The 21,682-nt window shown below is 39.8% G+C and carries 20 protein-coding genes; 4 read left to right on the top strand and 16 right to left on the bottom strand.

Annotated features, from left to right (window positions below; translation table 11 throughout):
- Positions 1 to 93: 93 nt before the first annotated feature.
- The 5 genes from RTR43_RS18485 to RTR43_RS18465 form a co-directional block, all read right to left on the bottom strand.
- Positions 94 to 1,239, bottom strand: a complete 1,146-nt coding sequence (locus tag RTR43_RS18485) for an ABC transporter permease (RefSeq protein ID WP_312473710.1) — start codon at positions 1,237 to 1,239, stop codon at positions 94 to 96.
- Entirely contained in the window at positions 1,239 to 2,351 is a 1,113-nt protein-coding gene (locus RTR43_RS18480; RefSeq protein WP_312473707.1) for an ABC transporter permease, read from the bottom strand. Before RTR43_RS18480 ends, RTR43_RS18485 begins: the two co-directional genes overlap by 1 nt.
- Positions 2,352 to 2,363: 12 nt before the next feature.
- Complete coding sequence (locus tag RTR43_RS18475) at positions 2,364 to 3,302, bottom strand: ABC transporter ATP-binding protein (protein ID WP_312473705.1); 939 nt, start codon at positions 3,300 to 3,302, stop codon at positions 2,364 to 2,366.
- Positions 3,303 to 3,416: 114 nt separating this feature from the next.
- Positions 3,417 to 4,523 (bottom strand): sensor histidine kinase, encoded by a 1,107-nt coding sequence (locus RTR43_RS18470; protein WP_312473702.1) that lies wholly within the window; start codon positions 4,521 to 4,523, stop codon positions 3,417 to 3,419.
- A gap of 1 nt (position 4,524) precedes the next feature.
- Positions 4,525 to 5,163, bottom strand: coding sequence for a response regulator (locus RTR43_RS18465; protein ID WP_312473700.1), 639 nt, complete (start codon positions 5,161 to 5,163; stop codon positions 4,525 to 4,527).
- Between the two features lie 264 nt (positions 5,164 to 5,427).
- Here RTR43_RS18465 and RTR43_RS18460 point away from each other — a divergent pair, with 264 nt between their 5' ends.
- Positions 5,428 to 5,724 (top strand): c-type cytochrome, encoded by a 297-nt coding sequence (locus RTR43_RS18460; protein ID WP_312473699.1) that lies wholly within the window; start codon positions 5,428 to 5,430, stop codon positions 5,722 to 5,724.
- Between the two features lie 579 nt (positions 5,725 to 6,303).
- Here the strand turns inward: RTR43_RS18460 and RTR43_RS18455 are convergent.
- From RTR43_RS18455 to RTR43_RS18405, 11 genes are all read right to left on the bottom strand, one after another.
- Positions 6,304 to 6,540: a hypothetical protein gene (locus tag RTR43_RS18455; protein ID WP_312473660.1), complete on the bottom strand. Its 237-nt coding sequence runs from the start codon at positions 6,538 to 6,540 to the stop codon at positions 6,304 to 6,306.
- 196 nt (positions 6,541 to 6,736) lie between these two features.
- On the bottom strand, positions 6,737 to 7,924 hold the full coding sequence (locus RTR43_RS18450) for a M20 family metallopeptidase (RefSeq protein ID WP_312473697.1): 1,188 nt from the start codon (positions 7,922 to 7,924) through the stop codon (positions 6,737 to 6,739).
- Positions 7,925 to 7,930: 6 nt separating this feature from the next.
- Positions 7,931 to 8,833 (bottom strand): carbohydrate kinase family protein, encoded by a 903-nt coding sequence (locus tag RTR43_RS18445; protein ID WP_312473695.1) that lies wholly within the window; start codon positions 8,831 to 8,833, stop codon positions 7,931 to 7,933.
- Positions 8,834 to 8,850: 17 nt separating this feature from the next.
- Positions 8,851 to 9,693, bottom strand: a complete 843-nt coding sequence (locus RTR43_RS18440) for a BtpA/SgcQ family protein (RefSeq protein WP_312473693.1) — start codon at positions 9,691 to 9,693, stop codon at positions 8,851 to 8,853.
- A gap of 6 nt (positions 9,694 to 9,699) precedes the next feature.
- Positions 9,700 to 10,704, bottom strand: a complete 1,005-nt coding sequence (locus RTR43_RS18435) for an ABC transporter permease (RefSeq protein WP_312473691.1) — start codon at positions 10,702 to 10,704, stop codon at positions 9,700 to 9,702.
- A complete protein-coding gene (locus RTR43_RS18430) occupies positions 10,697 to 12,199 on the bottom strand; it encodes a sugar ABC transporter ATP-binding protein (protein WP_312473688.1) in 1,503 nt (500 codons plus the stop codon). Before RTR43_RS18430 ends, RTR43_RS18435 begins: the two co-directional genes overlap by 8 nt.
- Positions 12,200 to 12,283: 84 nt before the next feature.
- On the bottom strand, positions 12,284 to 13,228 hold the full coding sequence (locus RTR43_RS18425) for a substrate-binding domain-containing protein (protein ID WP_312473686.1): 945 nt from the start codon (positions 13,226 to 13,228) through the stop codon (positions 12,284 to 12,286).
- Between the two features lie 32 nt (positions 13,229 to 13,260).
- The gene (locus RTR43_RS18420; RefSeq protein WP_312473684.1) at positions 13,261 to 14,541 is read right to left on the bottom strand and encodes a M20 family metallopeptidase; all 1,281 of its coding nucleotides are present in this window, start codon (positions 14,539 to 14,541) and stop codon (positions 13,261 to 13,263) included.
- Positions 14,542 to 14,562: 21 nt separating this feature from the next.
- Positions 14,563 to 15,297, bottom strand: coding sequence for a glutamine amidotransferase (locus RTR43_RS18415; protein ID WP_312473682.1), 735 nt, complete (start codon positions 15,295 to 15,297; stop codon positions 14,563 to 14,565).
- Positions 15,298 to 15,386: 89 nt separating this feature from the next.
- Positions 15,387 to 16,316: a ribokinase gene (locus RTR43_RS18410; protein ID WP_312473680.1), complete on the bottom strand. Its 930-nt coding sequence runs from the start codon at positions 16,314 to 16,316 to the stop codon at positions 15,387 to 15,389.
- A 1-nt stretch (position 16,317) separates the two neighbouring features.
- Positions 16,318 to 17,334 (bottom strand): LacI family DNA-binding transcriptional regulator, encoded by a 1,017-nt coding sequence (locus RTR43_RS18405; protein WP_312473678.1) that lies wholly within the window; start codon positions 17,332 to 17,334, stop codon positions 16,318 to 16,320.
- 469 nt (positions 17,335 to 17,803) lie between these two features.
- Between RTR43_RS18405 and RTR43_RS18400 the strand changes: the two genes are divergently transcribed.
- The 3 genes from RTR43_RS18400 (at position 17,804) to RTR43_RS18390 (ending at position 21,484) form a co-directional block, all read left to right on the top strand.
- Entirely contained in the window at positions 17,804 to 20,407 is a 2,604-nt protein-coding gene (locus RTR43_RS18400) for an Ig-like domain-containing protein (protein WP_312473677.1), read from the top strand.
- Between the two features lie 459 nt (positions 20,408 to 20,866).
- On the top strand, positions 20,867 to 21,145 hold the full coding sequence (locus tag RTR43_RS18395; RefSeq protein WP_312473676.1) for a hypothetical protein: 279 nt from the start codon (positions 20,867 to 20,869) through the stop codon (positions 21,143 to 21,145).
- Positions 21,146 to 21,175: 30 nt separating this feature from the next.
- Positions 21,176 to 21,484: a hypothetical protein gene (locus RTR43_RS18390; protein WP_312473675.1), complete on the top strand. Its 309-nt coding sequence runs from the start codon at positions 21,176 to 21,178 to the stop codon at positions 21,482 to 21,484.
- The last annotated feature ends 198 nt before the right edge of the window (positions 21,485 to 21,682 follow it).

Genomic DNA, 21,682 nt, shown 5'->3' with positions numbered 1-21,682 from the left:
TGCTCTTTTCACTTACCTATCGGCCCAAAAAGGCTGACTCAGGCAGGTCGTAAACCAATGACCTGTTTGAGTCAGCCTTATGTTGGTTGAGTCTTAAACAAAATTCTGTGTTGTCGTATTCCTGCTGAATTTATATACGGCAATTAGGAAAAAGGCCGCCGCAAAGGCAAAGAGAATCAAGAGGTGTAAAGATAACTCACTAATCGAATGCCCTTCCTGCAGTTTAGTTAATGTATCAAGCGTCCAGCGCTGCGGCAGGAAGTTAGCTATTTTCTGCAATGTTGTTGGCATTACTTCTACAGGCCAGAAGCACCCAGAAAGCATCACGGTCGGCATGATAATTAAATTTTGCAAGGCGCTCGCTGCACTGCGGCTATTTGAAAAAGAAATCAGCACTAGCGATAGCCCAACAGCAATCAGGGAAAACAGTAACATGACGACCGCTGCTTCCCAATAGGTCATGTTCAGGCCAATATTAAAAATGCTTTTCATGATGGTTAGTGTGATGACAACTTGAATGGTCATCACAATCATATTTACCAAGACATTCGCCAATAAATATTTTCTCGCGTTAATCGGTGTCGATAACAGACGAAAGTAGGTGCGTTTTTCTTTTTCTAACAGAATAATCTCGGACAAATTGCATGCTGACATCAGCATAATCATGATCAAGAAACCAATCGTTTGATTCGTCATATTCTTATTTTTCGATGAATCTTCTAAAGAAGAAGTGGAGAGCTTAAAGTTCGAATGTTGGTAATCCTGATTCATCTGCCTAAAGGTCTGTTGATTTCCATCTGCTGCCCGGCTGATGGTCGAGATATTATCGACATATTGATATAAATAGGACTTCACGAAGCCTGTAACTTGAGCACCTTTGATAGAGGTTAGCTGGATATGGTCAGGTCTCCCAGCCAATACACTGTCCGAATACCCCTTTTCAAAAGTAATGACACTGTCTAGCTTGCCGGACGTAATCTGATCCTGAACCTTCCCAGCTTCAATCTCCGTAATCTTCACATTCTCTAATCCTGCTAAAAACTGGATCGTATCCGCAGTAATCTCACTTTCGTCTTGATTGACAATGCCGACATGAAGAGTCATTTTTTGATCACCGCCATAGGCGAGCAGTGAAATAAAAATTCCGATTAGCGGCATAAAAAGATACATAATAATGTTTTTCTTTTTTCGAAATGTCACACGTAACGTGTTTTGAATGAGCCAGAGGATATCCTTCATTATAGCCCCTCCCTTCTTTGCAGCGAGATGATCGCTACTAGTAAAAATAGGAACGACCCGATCAGATTGATGCTTATCGCTGGAATAGCGGCAGCAAAGTCATTTGCATAAATAATTTTTGTCATCGCTGAATTCATCCAGGTTAGCGGTGAAAGGTCAGTAATAAACTTAAAGATTCCTTCAGGATTCTCAATTTTAAAATAGGCCCCGCCAAAAAAGGATGATAGCTGCACAAATAACATGAGGATGGCTTGAGGAGCCGTATTTGTTTTCGTCAGGAAACTGACGCCAATTCCTATACTGACCGCAAACACCACTTCAGTAAGCAGCACTAGAAATACCAGACCCAGATGGTCACCCCAATTTGCATTGAATAATAGTTTGCTAAACAGAATGACTAATATGACACACAAACCATTACTAACTAGACTCCCTAACACCTTTCCGATAAAAATTTCACTTTTCCTTACTGGTGCAGCAATCAGGCGATCTGCCGTCCTTCTAACTCGTTCACTGACAATTAACGAACTTGCCGACATCGCCCCGTACAGAACAATCATTGTGGTAATCACAATCGCATAATAATCCATCGACCCCGGTTGTTTATTCGGATTTAGCGAGGTTTCCTTAATAAAATCTCTCTGATTTCCAGTTGTAAAGGCAGCTTCCAATTTTTTAGGAGCTGCTTTCATGATTTCAGAAGCAATATTGTCCTTGTCGACATACGCTGAGAGCATGCCTTGCAGGATATTCCCTTTAATACTATTACCATTGTTGACATACAGCTGTACCCCTTTTTCGGTCACTTCTACATACCCATCATAGGTACTTTGCTTCACTTCTCTTTTTCCATCCATTTTATCGGTGGCTTTCTTAAAATGAATCCCTGACTTTTCAGCCACAGTTATAAACTGCTGAAAACTCCTGCCTTGAGTCGTATCTTTATATAAAACATGGAGATCATCCACAGGAAGACTGGTCGTAAACGTGTTCGACAAGGCTGTTCCAAGGACGAGTATTAAGATGATCGGGAAAGCTAACATAAAAAACAAGGCTCTAGTGTCCCGGAAGTCTTTTTTAATCCCTTTCCAGGCAATATTAAGTATGTTCAAAGTTAATCCCCCCTATTGGTCACGTAGATTTCTTCCGGTTAAGGTTAAAAACACGGTCTCTAAATTTGGTGCCTTTTCTTGTACGGCACGGATTTCAATCTGGCTGTTGATAAAGTGCTCAATGATTTTGTTTAAATTATTGACTCCCGTATCCGAGTTGATTTTAATAAAGTTTTCATCCACTGAAACAGCTTCGACGCCAGGAATGTCTTTTATTGACTGGATATTCACTTTTTCAGAGGATTTGACCTCAATCCATAAGTCCTTCGTATTGGTAATGATCGATTTCAGCTGTTCCTTCGTACCCTCGGCAATGATTTTTCCGTGATCAATGATGGCAATCCGCGAACAAATCTCTTCGACTTCCTCCATATAGTGACTCGTGTAAATGATGGTGCAGCCAATTTCGTTTAACTTCTTAACAGATGTCAGGATATAGTTCCGGGACTGCGGATCGATGCCCACTGTTGGTTCATCCATAATGATTAGCTTCGGCCGGTGAGCAATGGCACAGGCGATGTTTAAGCGCCGCTTCATCCCGCCTGAAAAACTATTAGGATAGCTTTTATGTTTATCTTGAAGGCCGACAAATTCCAGGGCTTCCACCACTCGATCATGTAGTTCGGCACTGCGCAAACCATATAGGCCGGCAAAAAATTTCACGTTTTCATAGGCCGTCATGTCCTCATAGATGGCCAAATCCTGGGGAACCATACCAAGGTTCATTTTTGTAAAACGGCTGTGTTTGGCTGTGTTTTTACCAAGAATACTGATTGCGCCATCATTACTGCGCAGCAGCCCTGCAATCATATTAATCGTGGTACTTTTTCCGGCACCATTGGCCCCAAGAAAACCAAAGATTTCTCCCTCAGCAACAGATAGACTCATATTATCAACCGCTATAAAATCAGCGAATTTTTTCGTTAAGTTCTTAATCTCCAACACGTTCATCTCTTCACCCCTAGGTCTTTTGATAATTTAAGTATAAAAAAAAGAATGACCGTGCATAAGTGCAATCGTTCATTCTTTTCACATGAAGATATTCATATTGTGGATGTGAAATTTTCATAAAGGGATCGGCAGGAGTGTGGTAACGGAAAAACCGTGGGTACTGTCGATAATCATCTTTCCGTCCACAGCTGCGGTGCGCTCCTCCATCCCAATGATTCCTAGCCCTTTTTTAATCGTGTCTGTTCCCGCGCCATTATCCTTCACTTCTACTCTGACCAGTTTGTTTAACACCTTCAAATCGACCGAAACAATTGATGCCTGGGAATATTTCATTGCATTCGTGAGCGCCTCCGTGACATTTTCATGGATAATTTTCCACTGGATGGGCGATATAATGTCTAAATTCCCTTCATAGGTGAATACGGTTTTGATTGGTTGTTTGGCATTGAAATCATCAATCATCAGCTTCAGGCGATGAATCCCCACTTGCTCCGTTGGGGGCTTCATATTTTTCAATGTCATGCGGATGTTTTCGATGCCGTCCTTTGAAATATTGATTGCGTTTTGCAGCAGCTCGGCTGCCTTCTGCGGTTCGGTTTCCAGCAACCGTTTGGCCGCTTCCATTTGAAAAAGTGCCCCTGTCATTGAGTGACCAATTTTATCATGAATCTCCTGTGAAATTCGATTGCGCTCCTCTAATTTGAAGGTATATTCCGACTGCCGGATATACTCCGTATTTTCATTTAAATGTTTCGTTAATTTTTGCATTGCATTTCGCATCGAATCGATTTGCGCTTCATCTTTCACCAGCATGTTACTGAAGCTTAACGTGACGGAATAAAGCATAAAACAAAAGATCGCCACTAACCCGTACAACGACTGGAACGAATCATGTATATAAAAGATTGGGATAATGGAAAGGAGCAGAATCGTGATTTTTTTTTCAAAAAAGCCTGAGGTCAGTTCCACAATCGATAATGGTAAAAGGATACTAAATACCGGATGGACTATCATACAAGCTATAATAGAAATACCGATAGATACTAAGTGCAGAATTCTTTTGACGGTATTCTGTTTAAAAATATAGACTGAGATATTGACGCACAAATAAACTAGAAGAGTGAGAACAGCCAAGGAGATATGGCTGATTTCCTCACGTACAAAATAGAAGGCAATATAAAGTAAAAGTACTAGCTTCGTGCCAATCATCCAAAACTCCATCTTATTCCACTTTCCCCTTGAGGTAGAAAATCGCAATCTGGGTCCGGTGCTCAAGCCCGGTCTTATTTAATATAGAAGTAATATAATTGGCCACCGTTCCTTCAGAAATAAACAATTGCTTTGATATTGCTTTATTAGAGCACCCCTTTGCAATCAGGGACATGATCTCTCTTTCTCTTTCGGTGAATTGGCTGAGATCCATTGGCGTCTCCGATGCTTTATTTTCCGTAAGATTGGTCTTTATTTTTTCTAAAATAACATCCTGAATAATACTGTTTCCGTTATAAACACTCTTTATGGCATCCCGAATTTGTTCAGGGTCATTATTTTTCAATAAATAACCTTTAGCGCCATTTTTGATAGTCTCGAGAATGTATTCATCATCATCAAAGGTGGTTAAGATGATCGGCTTTGTGGAGGTTTGCTCAGTAATCAGCTTCGCTGCCTCCACCCCATTCATATTTGGCATACGCACATCCAGCAGGGCAATATCGACCGGATGCTTTAGGCAAAAATCTACTGCCTTTTTTCCATCACTAACGGTATCAAGCACTTCAAATTCTGTATATGTATTAAGGATAATTTTCAGGCCTTCGCGAATAAAGGAGTTGTCATCCGCAATGATGACCTTGATTTTCATAAGATCCTGGCCCCCTTCCTAATTTTCAATATATCTAACAGCATTATAGCAAGAAATTGTAAGGAAATGGCTTGTCTATTCAGATTATAGTCTTTTTTCTGTCACATGGTTTCAATTGTACGAAAAAGTTCAAGTTCTGCTCCCTTTTATGCTCTTTATTCATTTTATAATCGTAATAGAAATAGCCATTCATTTTCCAAATGAATAGCGGAACCTTTGAGTAAAAAATTTTTTAGCAGATTAATGATGATGGAGGAACAAAAAATGAAACAACTCTGGCTTGTGACTGTTCTTGCCATATTAGTAGTAACTGGCTGCTCAGCCAATAGTGCAAACAACAAAGCTGAGATGGATGGTGAATCCATCTATGCTAATAAGTGTTCAGCCTGCCATGGCGAGAATTTAAAAGGGGCTGTTGGACCGCCAGTTGTAAACATGGCTAATAAATACTCTGATAAAGAACTATTGAAAATCATAACCGAAGGTACTGATAGAATGCCAGGTAATCTACTGACAGATGACCAATCAAAAATTGTTACAGAGTGGTTAATGAAAAAATAAATCATGTAGGTTCCTTCACAGTGACCTGTACGAGAACTTGACTGAGGCTATGCTGCTACTAGCATAGCCTTTTTTTATGGTTCCCTTCTCGAAAGATGATGGACCCTCTTTTTTCTTATAGCGATGGTTGAACTAGTTTTCTAGAGCCGCAATTTGTGTTTCATTTAGGGGGTTCAATGTTTCTCGTTTGGGTGGTTCACTTGCTTCCATCTACCAATAACATAGCCGAGGGAACTATCCCTATGGCTTATAGCGACGAATTTTGGGGGACAGAGACGGGTTTATCCTAAGGGTTTTTGATGAGGGTGTCTTACTAAAAATATCTCAATATTTCTAGAGGTGGGGCGAAAAAACACTTTTTAGGGGTCAGATTTACCAACCGAAATGAGTACCATGCGTAAATCAACAGGGTAATTTCTTATAAATACAATTCTGCCTGGAATGTGAAATGTAAAGTCTTTGATTTCGAAATAAGATTCGATTGATAATCTTAGATAAGATGCAATCTTGGATAGTTCTATTGAAGATCTCCATCTGTCGATCTCAAGTAATGATTGAATGGCTGTCTCCAGAGCACCTTCATTTTTGGTCACCCAGCATTCTGGTGATTTCCTCTTCTGATAATACTGGATTTTCATGCTCTAATGCTTTCAAAAGTTGTTTTTCTTCATCCGAATCAGTCACTTCATACATATTAGGCTCTTTGATTTGGTCTACTTCAAATAAAATGAATTTCCGATTCCCAATTTGAATAAAATCTTGACCAGAAAAAATCACTTTTTTGATTTCCTCATTATCTATTTTTATTGGCTCCATTGTCGCAACCCTCCTTACTGTATATTACCATTATTATACCATTAGGACTCTAACTTTCAACTTTGCAGAGGGGCTCCACAAGAACGGTTCTCATGGTCTTTTCAATCACTTTTCCTTGCCCAAAAAAGCCAGCAGAACCGTCCCCATGGTCATAAATAGCAAAACCGAACCTTAAAACTCCCCCGCATTAAACCACTTATTTGAGATATTGAATGGCAAGCGCAATATAAAACTTAATAGATTCCAAATAATTCCGAATATCCACCCATTCATCAGGTTGGTGAGCCAGTTTAGGCTCTCCTGGTCCATAGATTAATATAGGAACATCCGGAAGGTGTCCTTTGTAAACAGAACCATCCGTGTAATAATTAACTCCACCCGGAACAAGGTTCTTCTTGGCATTCAAACACTGAGCGGTCTTTACGGCTAATTCGATAAAAGAATGATCCTGAGAGGTATATACACAACCCATGTCATTGATTACTTCCATTGCAAATGATACATTCATTTTTTTGGATACGCTTTGCAAAATTCCTTTGATATCCTCGGTAATTTCTAAATGAGATTGTCCCGGCACTGTCCGAAAATCAATCGTTATCGTACATTCATCTGGAACGACATTCGTTCCAATTCCCCCTTTGATTGTGCCAATATTCAAAGTAGATCCGCCTAATATTTCGTGCTGCTCATAAGGGATAACAAGGGTATTTAACTCGTTAATAAAGTGGTTCATCGCCAATATGGCATTGATTCCATGGGAAGGCATTGAACCATGCGCTGTTTTTCCAAACATAGAAATTTTCAGCCATAATACTCCCTTGTGTGCAATAACCGGATGGTTCGAAGTTGGTTCGCTAATGACGATCGCTGAAGCTTGATCAATTTGGCCTTTTCTGACTACCGTTTTAGCACCAAAACAATCTACTTCTTCTCCGACAGTCCCAATAAATTGAAGTGTTCCATTTAATTTAACACCAGCTTTTTCGAGACACTCCATTGCTACTACCATTGCGGCCACACCACTCTTCATATCGGATGAGCCGCGTCCATAAATTCGGTCTCCCACCCGTCTTCCTTCAAAAACAGGATAGGTCCACTCTACATTTCCAACCGGAACAGTATCAAAATGACCGCTGAATATAAGTGTCTTAGAATTATTATTTACTGAATCATCATTACTATATGAAACGATTAAATTAGCCCGATCCTCTTCAACCAAATCCGACTTTACCAATAAACTAGTAGTTGTAAGTCTCTGACTTATTCTATCTGCCAGCTTTTTTTCCAGACCTGGTGGGTTAATCGTATTTTCCTGAATTAAAGACTGTAAAAATAATATGGCATCTTCTTCGTCAATATATTGAAAGACCTCTTCCATTTTCATGAATAACTACTCTCCCACTTCAAGAGAATAAGGCAGACCCGATCTTGCACCGGTTTTAGATACGGTAAGGGCTCCGAGTTTAACCCCAGCCTGCAATATAGCCTCTTGAGACCAGTTTTGTAAAATACCATATAGAGCACCTACTGCAAATGCATCACCTGCACCAGTTGAATCAATGGAGTCTGCCTTTAGAGAGGGTAAAACAATCTGATTGCGTCTTCCTTCCGAAATAGAACTTGAAACGGCTCCCTGCTTTCCAAGTTTGACAAATACTTGATTAACACCTAAATCGTGAAGTGACTGAATGGCATCTTCCATATCATGATGGGGGAATAAATCATGTAATTCTGTATGATTTACGAACAAAATATCTGTTTTTGATAACAATGGCTGTAAATGACACAAACCTTTCTTTGTCAATAAAGCACTTGGATCAAAAGAGATTCTAAGATTAGGGGACGTTTCTTTCCTTTGAAATAATGATGGAGCCAAATCCAGAAGCGGACTACTTACGTGCAATAAATCAATCGTTTGATAAAATTCCTCCGCAACTAAGTCAGTGTTATAATTTGAATTTGCGCCAGGAAAGGTATACATCGTTCGTAATCCTGAATAGTTCACCAATACCATAACAGTACCTGAGGTTTTCCCAGGGACTTTTTGGATGTAATCAAGTCTGACCTTTTCTAGGCTCTCTATTAGAACAGAAGTATATGAATCTTCACCAACGGCACCTAAAAAATATACTTCCTCCCCCAAACGTGAGAGACCGACAGCAACATTTGCTGCCGATCCGCCCGGGGATAATTGCAAGTCTCTGCATTCCACTTCCTGGTCCATTTCTGAAAACTGATCTACCAGTCCGATTAAATCCACGTTAATAAACCCATGCACCGCAACTTTTACCATTTTTATGACATCCTATTCTACCGGAGTGAGTTTACTTGATCCATAAACTGTTTTACTCTGTCAGTATCCACTCTCTCCCACCAATTTCCGTTCTCCTTTAAGAAACTCCCGACAATGGCACCATCTGCGATGGACATAATCTTTTTGGCATTTTGGACAGTCATTCCACTTCCAATAATTACTGGCAAACTGGCAGATTCTTTAATTCCAATAAGCTCATCTAATGAAGTTTCGTCACCAGTTCTGTTTCCTGTGGCAATTAATATATCGGCATCAAAGAACTCATTATCCCTTGTTTGTTCTGCCAAGCTGCGGTCTGCGACAATAGAATGACTTCCATGTTTTACGTGAACATCAGCCATGACTTTAATATCGTCACCGAAAAGATTTGCTTTATATCTCATTGCTTTTGCCGATGCACCTTCGACAATCCCTTCATTAGCAACATAAGCGTTAACCCATTGATTCGATCTAACCCATTTAGCTTTACATGCCTTAGCAATTGCAATAGCTGGAATAACCGCATTAGCTAAACAGTTCACACCAAGCGGAAGCTTTGAAGCTTTAGCAATTTCTACTCCTATAGCTGTCATTGCGGCTACTGTTTCAAAGCTAAAATCCTCAGGTTTTGGGAAGGGAATGTCCCATGCATTTTCTATTTGTAATCCATCAACTCCACCTTCCTCTAGTCGCCGAACATCCTCTAGTGCAAACTCAACGATCTCATCCATGCTTTCACCTTTGTAATGTGGAGCTCCTGGAAGTGGTTTTAAATGGACCATTCCTATAATTGGCTTGCGAACATTAAATATATTCTCTAAAATAAATTTCTTTTCTGGAAATATACCACCGCTCATCATTATCACCTACACACTAGCTTTCTTTCTTGCTTTAATGGAATTCAACCAAACAGCTAACAAGATGACGACACCTTTAATCATCAATTGATTATAGGAAGAAACATTTAACAAATTTAACCCATTATTCAATATGGAAATAATCGCTACACCCATTAAGGTTCCAGCAATTTTCCCTTCACCCCCGAAAAGGTTTGTTCCTCCTAATACAACAGCAGCAATTGCGTCTAATTCTGAACCTGTACCCGCATTCGGTGATCCCGAAGAAAGGCGAGAGGCGAGAACAATTCCGGCGATTGCGGTAATTGCTCCACCAAAAGCATAGACACCAGTTTTGACCCATTTCACCTTAATACCACATAATCTGGCTGCTTCTTCATTGTCACCAATCGTATAAACATATCTACCAAAACGAGTGTGCGACAATAATATATGTCCAATGATGGCAACAATGATCATAATGATAATGGCCGTTGGAATCGGACCAATATAACCCCGTCCAATTTCACGGAAAACAGCATCAGTAATAACTACTGGGGTCCCTTCTGTATAGACAAAAGCAATTCCACTTAGAATGGTAGTCATTGCTAAGGTAACAATAAAGGGAGGAATATTCTGTGTAGAAATAACCGTCCCCATAAATAGGCCAATCATTCCGCCAATCATTACTGTAATCAAAATGGCAATAGGGATGGGAACCCCAGCAACGATCAGTCCACTGACAACGACACCGCTGACTGCCAGCTGTGACCCCGCACTTAAATCGATTCCTCCCGTAATAATAATGAAAGTCATGGCTACAGCCATAATACATAAGACTGCGGATTGACGCATGACATTAAGTAAGTTGTCAACGGTTAAAAAATCAGTTGTAATAATAGACATAATGATAAAGAGCAGAGCAAGTCCTATTGTTGTACTTCCTTTATCAAAAATGACATAAAGCTTTTGTTTCCAGTTTGTTGTTTGCGTATTTTGATTCAAATTCATTTTGGTTGAAGTATTGTTAAGCACTTATTCCACCTCCAAAAGCTAATTTAAGAATATTATCAGAGGTAATCATGTCTTTGCTAAGTTCACCAGCAATAGCTCCCTCTCTCATGACGATTGTTCGATCACTCATACCAACGATCTCTGATAGTTCGGAAGAAATCATAATAATTCCGACACCAAGCTTGGCGAGGCTGCTAATTTGTGCAAAGATTTCCGCTTTTGCACCAACATCGACCCCGCGGCATGGCTCATCCAAGATAAGGATACGAGGCTCTTGGATCATCCAGCGGGCAATGATGGCTTTTTGTTGATTTCCTCCGCTTAACGTAGAAACGGTCTGTTCCATTGTTCTTGCCTTAATATTTAATTTTTGCTTATAATCTTCCGATACTTTCTTTTCAGCCTTTTTATTAACAAGAAAACTCTTCGTAAATTTCTTAAGATTCGGAAGAGATATATTATCCCTGACCGTCTGCTTTAGAACCAGCCCTGTTTCTTTTCGGTTTTCTGTAACAAAACCAATTCCCAGCTTGATTGCATCACTAGGATTATTAATTTTGGCTAATTGGTTGTCGATCAAAATTTCTCCAGTATCTTTTTTTAACAAACCAAATAGCGCTTGGGCGATTTCTGTCCTCCCCGCTCCTACTAGACCGGCAATTCCAAGAATTTCACCACTCCGCAGCTCAAAATTAATGTCTTTCAGCACTCCTGCTTTTGAAAGGTTTTGCACCTTCAATACAGGATCGTCGATAGGAACGTCAATTTTATTAAAATAATCATCCATCTTGCGATTTACCATTAATTCCACAAGTTGATCCACATTTTGGACTTCACTCATCGGCAATGTTTTAATATGGGTGCCATCTCTTAGAACGGTGACTGTATCACACACCCTGAAAATCTCATCCATTCTGTGAGATATATATAGGATACTGACACCTTTATTTTTAAGTTCAGTCACTAAAGAAAGTAAAATTTCTGTTTCTCTTTCTGATAAAGAAGATGTTGGTTCATCCATGATCAATATCTTGGCTTCCTGAGAAATAGTCCGAGCAATTTCTATCATCTGTTTTTGCGCAATACTAATATCCTTAGCCACATGTTTGGGGTCAAGATTAATTTGCAGCGATGCAAAGATTTCCTTTGCTTTTTCATTCATTTGCTTCCAATTAATCAATCCCATTGAATTGACAGGCTGACTGCCAAGAAAGACGTTTTCAGCGACAGTCAGGTAATTTGCTACATTTAGCTCTTGATAGATACAATGAATCCCAATTTTCTTTGAGGTTTTCGGGTCCATATTCTCTATACTTTTACCGTTATAAAGAATTTCTCCACTCGTTTTTGAGTAAGCACCTGTTAAAATTTTCATTAGGGTCGATTTACCTGCACCATTTTCCCCTACAAGCGCATGAACACTTCCGGGATAAACGGTAAGCGATACACCTTTAAGTGCTTTTACACCTGAAAACTCTTTTGTAATATTTTTCAACTCAATTATTGGTGAGTTCACTTCATAACGCCCCCTCTCGTTTGGAGATAAACTCAGGGAGGAAAGGTCTCCCTGAGTTTTTTCAATAAATGATTGAAATTTCAGTTATTTTTTGAAATGTTCATCTACATTTGCTTTATCCACTAGAATAACTGGAACACTAATGTTTTTATCTAATTTTTTGCCTTTAATTGCTTCTAGTGCAGCTTTAATAGACTCTTCACCGATTTTAAAAGGCTGCTGCTGAATCATTGCGAGGATATACTCGCTGCGTATTCCTTCTGCTGCTTCCTTTGTTACGTCAAAACCAACAATTTTTGTATGCTTGTTGTTTGCAGATTCAAGAGCGGCCAATGCACCTAGTACACTATTTTCTGCGGTAGCATAAATATAGTCGACATTTGGATTTGCCTGAAGGATATTTTCAACTGTTGCCATCGATTTTTGACGGTCGTAGCCTGGCTGGCTATTCAAAATCTTTACATTATCCATACCTTTTAACGCTTCTTTTAATCCGTCTAATCTTTGTTTTTGTACGAAAGATTGTTCATGGGTAACAACCGCAACTTTGACGTCCTTACCTTTTGCTTCAATATCCTTCTTTAAATACTCGCCTAACTGCTTCCCGGCATCGTAGTTTTCAGTTCCGATGAATGTATCTACACTTTTACTATCTACAACTGCGTCTGCAGTAATAATAGGGATTCCTTTATCCTTTGCCTCTTCAACAACAGGAACGACTCCGGCATTATCAACTGCTAATACGACTAGAGCATCAACGCCTTTTTGCATATAATCTTCAATGGAAGAAACTTGCTTCGATAAGTCTAAGTTAGGGTCATTTACTAACAATTCCACTCCAGCCTCTTTTGCAGCCTTTTTCATTCCTTCATCAATATCAATAAAGAATTGATGACGAAGTGTAGCTGTTGTAACTCCTATTGTTAATTTCCCATCATCCTTTTTCTTAGATCCCGCCTTTTCTGTCGATCCACAAGCTGATAAAACAAGAACCATGGCTGCAACAATCAATAAGAAAGCTTTTTTCATTACGTTTTTCCCTCCAATATTTTTATAGTTATTTAATCTATCGACTCAACGCCACACCAAGAAATGATGAATTGAACATATATCTCAATTAAGGATAAAAATTGGAAAACCGGTACTGATTCATTCACACAATGACATTGCTTTGGATCTCCACACCCCAAAATGATGGTAGGGATATTGCCAAATCCAGCAAGTAAACGCGCATCGCATCCTGCGGGCATCCCTTCGATGACAGCTTCCTTATCTAATACTTCTCCTATAATTCTTTCCATCTCATGAATCAAAGGATGGGATATTGGTGTCTCAAATGGATAACCTTCCTGATAGACATTCACCTTAGGAGGATGCTTGTCCAACCACTCATCTCCCTTAGTAACTCTTTCAATGGTTTCAAGTACTTCTCTGTTCACACGATCTCTCGTTTGTTCGTAGGTTTCAGATTGTTTTGGTTGATAATGAAGGCAAGTTTTTAATGAACAAGACCCTGGAACAACTGAACCTGCAATCCCCCCTTTTATCTCTCCTAAATTAATAGTAGGACCTGGCAAAAGCGGGTGTCTTTCTGTCATCAGCCAACGATGCTCTAAATCCTTAAGAGCTTGATAGATTTTTATCGCCTTATCAATGGCATTGACACCCTCCCATAGCTGGCTGGAATGAAGACTTTGACCTTCAACAACAATTTCGTGAAACAGAAAACCCATATGTGCAGGCTGGATGTTTAATTGGGTTGGTTCGCCTACAATCGCAGCATCGGCTCTATAACCTCGTTCCACACATGCAAGAGTTCCATTCCCGCCACCTTCTTCATCGACAACGGATTGAATGATTAGATCGCCTTTTAATTTGTATCCTAAGGCTTTAATGGTTTGCGCGGCCATTATCATTGCAGCTAAGGAAGCCTTCATATCAGTGGAGCCAAGACCATAAAGGACATCTCCCTGAACTTGGCCAAGAAAAGGATCATGAGACCATTTTTCCTGTTCCCCATAAGGCATCGTGTCTATATGACCGTTCAAAATTAAGGATTTTCCACCTCCCATTCCTTTTAAGGTACCGACAATATTAGGACGATCTCGATTGTCATGACCTAGATTGGCTCCAGGATATTTTTTAATTTTTTCATCCTCAACCAGAAATTCATCAATTTCAAAGTCCAGGTCCAATAGTTTCTGCTTAATGATTTCTTGCCCTGCTTTCTCTTTTCCGCCCAACACCCCATGTCCAATCACTTGGGTATCCGTTTGAACCAATTTTGCCAAGAAACCAATGTACTCATCTTTGTTTGACTGAATGATTCCGTTTACTCCCATTCCTATCACCCACTTGCGAGATTATTTTTTAATGTGCTCTAAAATCCGAACCCATAAAGGCTGATAATGCTCCCATTCCATAAACTCTTTTGGCCCCCAATGCGGTGCACAATCACTGGCAAAGCATGCTGTTTTCCCGCTGCCATATTGACCAACTACCAGAAGTGGATCCTCTTGAATGTTTACTAGAACCTCGGCTCCATCCTTTGGTGTAAATTTGTTATATCCTAAGAAGTTCGGCCAATTTTCCATTCCTTGCGTAATAACATGATCTTTGATTGTTTCAGCTCTTATACCTTGAGGCATTTCGACACGGTCATCTGTATCAAGCATTTCAACAGGAAGTACATCCGCTAGCACCGTATTTTTATAATTTGCCTTAGCTTCAATACCCATGAAGGATAGGTAACCGCCAATCATTAACAAGCCTCCGCCAAGCGCAACATATTCTTTGAGTAATTCTAACGCGTTCGGAATAATTTCCATCTGATAGAAAGTAGCATTTTGCAGTAAGAACGTATTCGCACCAATATCACTTAACACAATGGCATCATATTGTTGAAGGTCTTCCAGTTTCTTTGGGAAACGCACTTGAACCTCATGAGCCGGCATGTAATCTATCTCGATCTTTGCCTCTCTTAAACTATTAAGTAAATATGTAGCTCCTTCTTCATATTTAGTAGAAGTAAAACTGTCATACCCCTTTACATGAACCATATGAACCGTCCAAGATTCTCCAATAAACAATACCTTCATTGCAAATCCTCCTCTATTTTTCATTATTTATATATGTTAAAAATGTTGCTGCTTTTTCCCAGATCGCTTAAAGGGGGCAGCCTTTCATTTCAAACGTCTATCATAAAATCTTGTGTTTCTTTAATAAATGCATCCACTTGTTTTATGTATGGAATGGAGTTTTGTGATCCCTCGATTGTCACTGCTATAGCTGCCGCTGCAGCCGCATATTTCAAACTACTAGCCACATCATGATTAAAATAAGCGCTTACAAAGGTACCAATAAACGTATCACCAGCAGCTGTAGTATCAACAGTTGGTACAACGTAGGCCGATGATTTTAAGATGGAGCCTTTTCGGTTCATATAAATGGCACCTTGTTTTCCTAAAGTTACAATTACCTCAGAAACCCCTTTCTCAATAAGCCTTAATGCCGATTTACTCGCACTTTCTGGGTCTTTAACTGGAATATTCGTCATCTCAGACGCTTCAATTTCATTTAAGATAAGTAAATCTATCATAGAAAAATATTTATCTTTTATCGTTAGAGCTGGAGCAGGATTAAAGACAGTTTTAGTATTTAATGCGCCAGCTTTCTCTAAAATAAAGGCATTTGTTTCCCAAGGTATTTCATTTTGCATAAGAATGGCATCGTATTGGCTAAGATCAATATCTAGAAGATCCTCTGGCATAAAAATGCCGTTAGCACCTTTATTCAAAACAATATTATTTTCTCCACTATCATCAATGGTAATGATGGCTGTACCTGTCATAGTATTTTTCTTTCTAACATGATTTACATTAATATGGTCCTCTAAAAGCAGCCTGGAAATTTCATTGCCAAAAAAATCTCCACCTAAAGCGCCAGCCATCGTTACCCTTGCACCTGACCTTACAGCTGCAACCGCCTGGTTCGCTCCCTTACCTCCGGAAAAAAAGGAGGTGCTTAATCCATGAATGGTTTCACCTGGTAAGGGATGTCTGTTTACTCTAGTCACGATATCCATATTCATACTGCCAACTACCAATATATTAGGCATTTTATTCACCTCCTAGATTTTTCACAGAACCGAATTTTAAAAGTTCAACGCCTAGCGTAACCTTCATAGGAACCGAGTCACTTTTTTCTCCTTGCTTTAATTTTTGAAGCAGCATTTCAGCAGCATGAATACCCATTTCATAGGTTGGGCGTTTTATAACTGATACTCTTGGCTTTACAAAATCAGCAAGTGTATTTTCATCAAACCCAACAAGGGATATATCTGACCCTACCTCTAAATTTAAATCTCTTATTGCTTTGATAGCGCCCTGACAAATTAGGTTGTTTGCTGCAAATACGGCAGTTGGTGGATTACTTAGATTCATTAATTCCTTCATTGATTGATAGCCATGATCTTCGAACCAATCGCCTTGCTTTAAATATTCAGGGTCCAAATCAATTTCGAAATCTTTTAGAGCTTGTTGATAACCCCTATACCTTTCAATTCCGTCATTAAACGTTTGCGGACCAGTAATAATAGCAATTTGTTGATGACCATTATCAATTAAATATTTGGTCGATTCATATGCTCCTCTAAAATTGTCAATTACCACTCCGTCTAGACCACTACCTTCAATGTAACGATCCACCAGGATGACTGGTTTATTAATACTTTGATAAAATTCGGGATCATTATGGGCGCCAATTAGGACAATCCCATCAACATTTCTTTTTAGAGAACTCTTAAAAAAAGCGGCCTCTTCCTTCTCATTGTCATTGGTTGAAAATACAACGGTATGAAATCCCTCTTGACTAGCAACATCTACTGTCCCTTTTATCACTGCTGTATAAAATGGATTTTCAAATGCAGGAACAACAACTGCCAACATTTGCGTTTGTTTGGTAATCATGGATACTGCCATAGTATTTGGCACATAATTTAATTCCTTTACAACTTTTTGTACCTTTTTACGCGTTTTTTCACTGACTCTATCAAGCCCATTTAGGACTCTTGAAACTGTTGCTACTGATACATTTGCTTGCTTCGCAACATCTTTAATTGTTATTTCATGAGACATTTGAATCCCCCATTTAAAAATAAATGTAAACGATTTTACTAATACAAGATTGATATACATATGCATTAGTTGATTTATATTTTAATTTTGTAATAACGTTTACATTTTTTATTTTATAAAATATCTTTATTTTTTACAACAAGATAATCAAAATAATTTGAATATTTTTTATTGCATTAAAATATGAAATCCAAATCCAAAATTTGCAGACCACCTAAGGAACCACGGTTAGCGACTGAACTAGAATTTGACCAATCCCCCGCAAGGTGCCTATTTGTTTATGTTCTTCTCTAGTATACTTAGTTAGCCGCAAAAACGGTGGCATCTCACTTGCGGAATTCTTTTATCCCCACGTCCCATCTAAAAGAAAAAACTTAAAATACAGTTCCATTTCTCTATTAACCTATGGAATTTATTGCTAAATATAAAGTATAATCTTAGAAAGGTTACATATTAAGGAGGGGAAGTTTTGGGTAAAAAAATAATCTTTTCTTTTTTGATTCTTATGCTCTGCCTGCCTGGAGCAGGATTAGCAAACTTCATGCCTCAAGGTAAACTGAATAATGCAGAAACAATCCAACAAAGCAATCAAATCAGCGGAGAAAAAGCGGATCCAAGTATCCGATATCAGATTGATTTAAGTTCCATTAGGAAAAAAGCTATAAAAGAGGTAAATGGAGACTCAAGTGTTACAGATGATACTAGCGGTCCTGTGCTTGAATACTATACCGTTGCACCAAAGGAAGTAACGGTTGGAGATACGTTTTTCATCTCGGCAAAAGTTTCAGATGAATCTGGAGTTAGTCAAGTAATTGCAAAGATGTACGGAGCATCAACCAAGGAAATACCATTGACGTACAATAGTGATACAGGGCTTTGGGAAGTCTATTATAAAATAGAGCCCTATGACTTTAATGGGGCATGGGTCCTTACCTTTCGCATGTATGATATGCTTGGAAATCTCTCTGGTAAACTTACATATGAGACCATTTATGTCACAAATCCAGACCCAAGTGGAGGAGATTGGATTCCGCCTTATATAGAGGAAATTACGATTGACCCAGAGATTGTGAATCCTGGCCAACCCTTTACCTTCCATGCAAAAATTGTTGAGAAGTATGTTATTAAATCCGTAGAGGCATGTATTTGGAGTCAAAATGTTTGCGAGGAGAAACTCCCTGTAACCTATGATCCTGAACGAGATGAATGGATTGGAACATATACGTTCCCCCTAACGACACCACCGGGCACTAAGTCACTTTATATTTCTGCAACAGACGGGAATGGAAATAATAGTAGGGAAGAACCAAAAAGCTTTGAGGTTACGGATGACATAACTCCTCCTACAAAGCCGGCCGTTCATGAGGTAACCGACAAGGATACCTCTGTAACAGGGGAAGCAGAGGCCAATTCAAAGGTAGAAGTGAAAGCGAACGGAGCTGTGATTGGTTCAACGCTAGCCGCAACGGATAGTACCTTCACGGTCGCCATCCCAGTTCAAAAGCCAGGCGTGGAATTAACAGTCACCGCAACAGATAAAGCAGGGAATGTAAGTGAAGCAGCAGCCGTTGTGGTAAAAGACGTAACACCCCCAGCAATGCCGGCTGTACATGAGGTAACCGATAAGGATTCTTCTGTCACCGGTTTTGCGGAAGCAGGTTCAACAGTTGAAGTAACAGCAAATGGCACAGTAATCGGTACTGCTGCAGCCGGAGCGGATGGTGCACTCACCGTTACAATCCCTGTTCAAAAAGCCGGGATTGAATTAAAGATTACAGCTACAGATAAAGCTAAAAACAGGAGTGAAGCGGCAGCTGTTACCGTAAAAGACGTAACACCTCCTGCAATGCCGATCGTAAATGAGGTAACCGATAAGGATTCTTCTGTCACCGGTTTTGCGGAGGAAGGGTCAAAGGTAGAAGTAAAAGCAAATGATAAAATAATTGGATCAGCTATATCCGGAACAGATGGGACATTCAAGGTTACGATTCCTATTCAAAAACCCGAAACCATATTAAAAATTACCGCAACAGATGAAGCCAAAAACATGAGTGAGGCGGCAAATGCGGTGGTAAAAGATGTAACCGCACCAGATACCCCCATAGTCAAACAGGTAACTGAAACGGATACCTATGTCACAGGGACATCGGAAGCAGGTACAAAAATAGATGTGAAAAAAGATGGGATGGTTATAGGAACAGGAATCACTGGCGAAAATAACATATTCGTAGTTGCAATCCCTGTTCAGAAAGCTGGTACCAGATTAACAGTCACCGCAACAGATAAGGCCAATCACGTTAGCGGAGCCAATTCCATCATGGTAATAGATGTAACCGCACCAGAAAAACCAGTTGTCAATGAAGTAACAGACAAGGATACATCTGTGACAGGACAGGCGGAGCCTGAAGCATGGGTGTATGTAAGAACAAATGAGACCTTGTTGGGTTATGGATATGTTAATGAAGGCGGCAAGTTCGCCGTAACCATCTCTGCTCAAACCGTAGGTACCAAATTATCGATTACAGTTACCGATCCTTTTGCCAATATTAGCGAAGCAGTAACCGTGACCGTTACAGCAGCAAAACCCTCAGGCTGGGTGAAAGAAAACGGAACATGGTATTACTATGATCCAAACACTTACGAGAAGAAAACAGATTGGGTGAAGGTTGGAGGAACATGGTACTACTTTAATGAAAAAGGTGCAAGGCAAACCGGTTGGCAAAAGATTAGGAATGTCTGGTATTACTTCAACACCAGTGGAGAAATGCAAACAGGCTGGGTGAAAAGTGGCTCCTCTTGGTATTACCTGAACGCAAGCGGCGCCACGGCTACCGGCTGGGTAAAGAGCGGCTCCTCTTGGTATTACTTGAACCCAAGCGGCGCCATGGCTACCGGCTGGGTGAAGAGTGGCTCCTCTTGGTATTACCTGAACGCAAGCGGCGCCATGGTGACTGGCTGGGTGAAGAATGGCTCCTCTTGGTATTACCTGAGCGCAAGCGGTGCTATGGCGACTGGCTGGGTGACGATTTCAGGAAAATCATATTATTTTTACAATAATGGGGTCTTAAAATAACATCAATCTCCCTTAGCATTCTGCTAAGGGAGCATTCTATAACAATAAGAAGCCCGAAAAACAAGGTGTTCACGTTTGACTAGTTATTCCATTTATTCCAGTTCTCGCATATTTAATTAAAAAGTAATCGGGACCAGATTCCTGTCTGCTCGTCCTTCTGACTATAGTAAAACCAGAACACTTCTATGGAATGACAAACCTCGACCATTCTCCACAAATCTCCCTTTTAATCAAACGTTTGATTGAAAATAGCCTCGGTACGATTCAATCCTAGATTCCCCCCTTCAAATGCCTAAAAGAATGTCGAGAACTACCTCAAAAATAACCTTTTTTTAAAAAAGGAACTTTTGCTGGCTACTGAAATGGAATTTTCTGTTTTAATGAACTTTTACTCGTATGGATCGAAAGTGGTGAATATACTCTTTTGAACGAAATAAACCACAGTAAGGGGTCATCTGGATGAAAGGGCAGTTTAATGGAGAAGGAGTAAATGGATTAGGTTTAAAGCGATGGCAAAGAATTCTCAGGAATTTTGGCATATCCTTTCTGGCAGCCGTTCCTGTCGGGATTATTTTTGGACTGTTGTTGAGATTGGTGATGGGAATCATTGCGTTTTTCTTTCCGCATATGGCGAGTGGATTTCACCTTTCTGGTACACTCCTCCTCGTCATACTTGGGATTGCCGCAACATTGGCGAACAGCATCATTTATACTCTTGTTTTTCAAACCTCGAGATAGAACTGGGTCCGTAAGGGATTTTATAATGGGTTGGTGAGCTTGATCCTGTATGGCATCCCTTTGTTTTTGTCCAATCCAAACAATGAATTATTCGGGCCTCAAGCACCACTGGCAATCGGTTTATTTTCCGCTTTGTTTTTTATTGGTGCGTTACTGTTGGCCTTTTCCGTTGAACGTTTCACCCATTGGATGGACGGGTCAAAAGGCAGGCAGAAACTTGCTTATGTCAGTTTTACCATCCTTTTCATACCAGCAGCCGCTATGCTGGTGAATATTTTTCTTGAGATTTTTAATGAAATACTGCCTAAAATCAACGACAACTTATCCATGTGGTTTTAATAGGAACTCGACAATCCATTGAAGAAGTGCCTGGTACCTCCCCATTGGATATGCTAGTCATCCGAATCGGTCAACTAATGACAGGAGACTTGCACTCCATAAGATTCTAAGCCTTGACGCCCTCTTAAAGGACAAATATCGATCATTTTCCGTTTATGATATACTATTCAATCGTTTAATTAATTTCTTTGTAAACAT

It is taken from the genome of Neobacillus sp., from assembly GCF_031988165.1.
In the GTDB taxonomy this organism is placed as follows: domain Bacteria; phylum Bacillota; class Bacilli; order Bacillales; family Cytobacillaceae; genus Neobacillus; species Neobacillus rhizosphaerae.
Note: the sequence above shows the minus strand (reverse complement) of the source record. Positions and strands in the feature narration are given on the sequence as shown.

Coding starts and splice junctions, on each gene's coding strand:
- RTR43_RS18485 (WP_312473710.1), bottom strand. CDS start 1,239: ATGAAGGATATCCTCTGGCTCATTCAAAACACGTTACGTGTGACATTT.
- RTR43_RS18475 (WP_312473705.1), bottom strand. CDS start 3,302: ATGAACGTGTTGGAGATTAAGAACTTAACGAAAAAATTCGCTGATTTT.
- RTR43_RS18470 (WP_312473702.1), bottom strand. CDS start 4,523: ATGGAGTTTTGGATGATTGGCACGAAGCTAGTACTTTTACTTTATATT.
- RTR43_RS18465 (WP_312473700.1), bottom strand. CDS start 5,163: ATGAAAATCAAGGTCATCATTGCGGATGACAACTCCTTTATTCGCGAA.
- RTR43_RS18460 (WP_312473699.1), top strand. CDS start 5,428: ATGAAACAACTCTGGCTTGTGACTGTTCTTGCCATATTAGTAGTAACT.
- RTR43_RS18455 (WP_312473660.1), bottom strand. CDS start 6,540: ATGGAGCCAATAAAAATAGATAATGAGGAAATCAAAAAAGTGATTTTT.
- RTR43_RS18450 (WP_312473697.1), bottom strand. CDS start 7,924: ATGAAAATGGAAGAGGTCTTTCAATATATTGACGAAGAAGATGCCATA.
- RTR43_RS18445 (WP_312473695.1), bottom strand. CDS start 8,833: ATGGTAAAAGTTGCGGTGCATGGGTTTATTAACGTGGATTTAATCGGA.
- RTR43_RS18440 (WP_312473693.1), bottom strand. CDS start 9,693: ATGATGAGCGGTGGTATATTTCCAGAAAAGAAATTTATTTTAGAGAAT.
- RTR43_RS18425 (WP_312473686.1), bottom strand. CDS start 13,228: ATGAAAAAAGCTTTCTTATTGATTGTTGCAGCCATGGTTCTTGTTTTA.
- RTR43_RS18420 (WP_312473684.1), bottom strand. CDS start 14,541: ATGGGAGTAAACGGAATCATTCAGTCAAACAAAGATGAGTACATTGGT.
- RTR43_RS18415 (WP_312473682.1), bottom strand. CDS start 15,297: ATGAAGGTATTGTTTATTGGAGAATCTTGGACGGTTCATATGGTTCAT.
- RTR43_RS18410 (WP_312473680.1), bottom strand. CDS start 16,316: ATGCCTAATATATTGGTAGTTGGCAGTATGAATATGGATATCGTGACT.
- RTR43_RS18405 (WP_312473678.1), bottom strand. CDS start 17,334: ATGTCTCATGAAATAACAATTAAAGATGTTGCGAAGCAAGCAAATGTA.
- RTR43_RS18395 (WP_312473676.1), top strand. CDS start 20,867: ATGAAAGGGCAGTTTAATGGAGAAGGAGTAAATGGATTAGGTTTAAAG.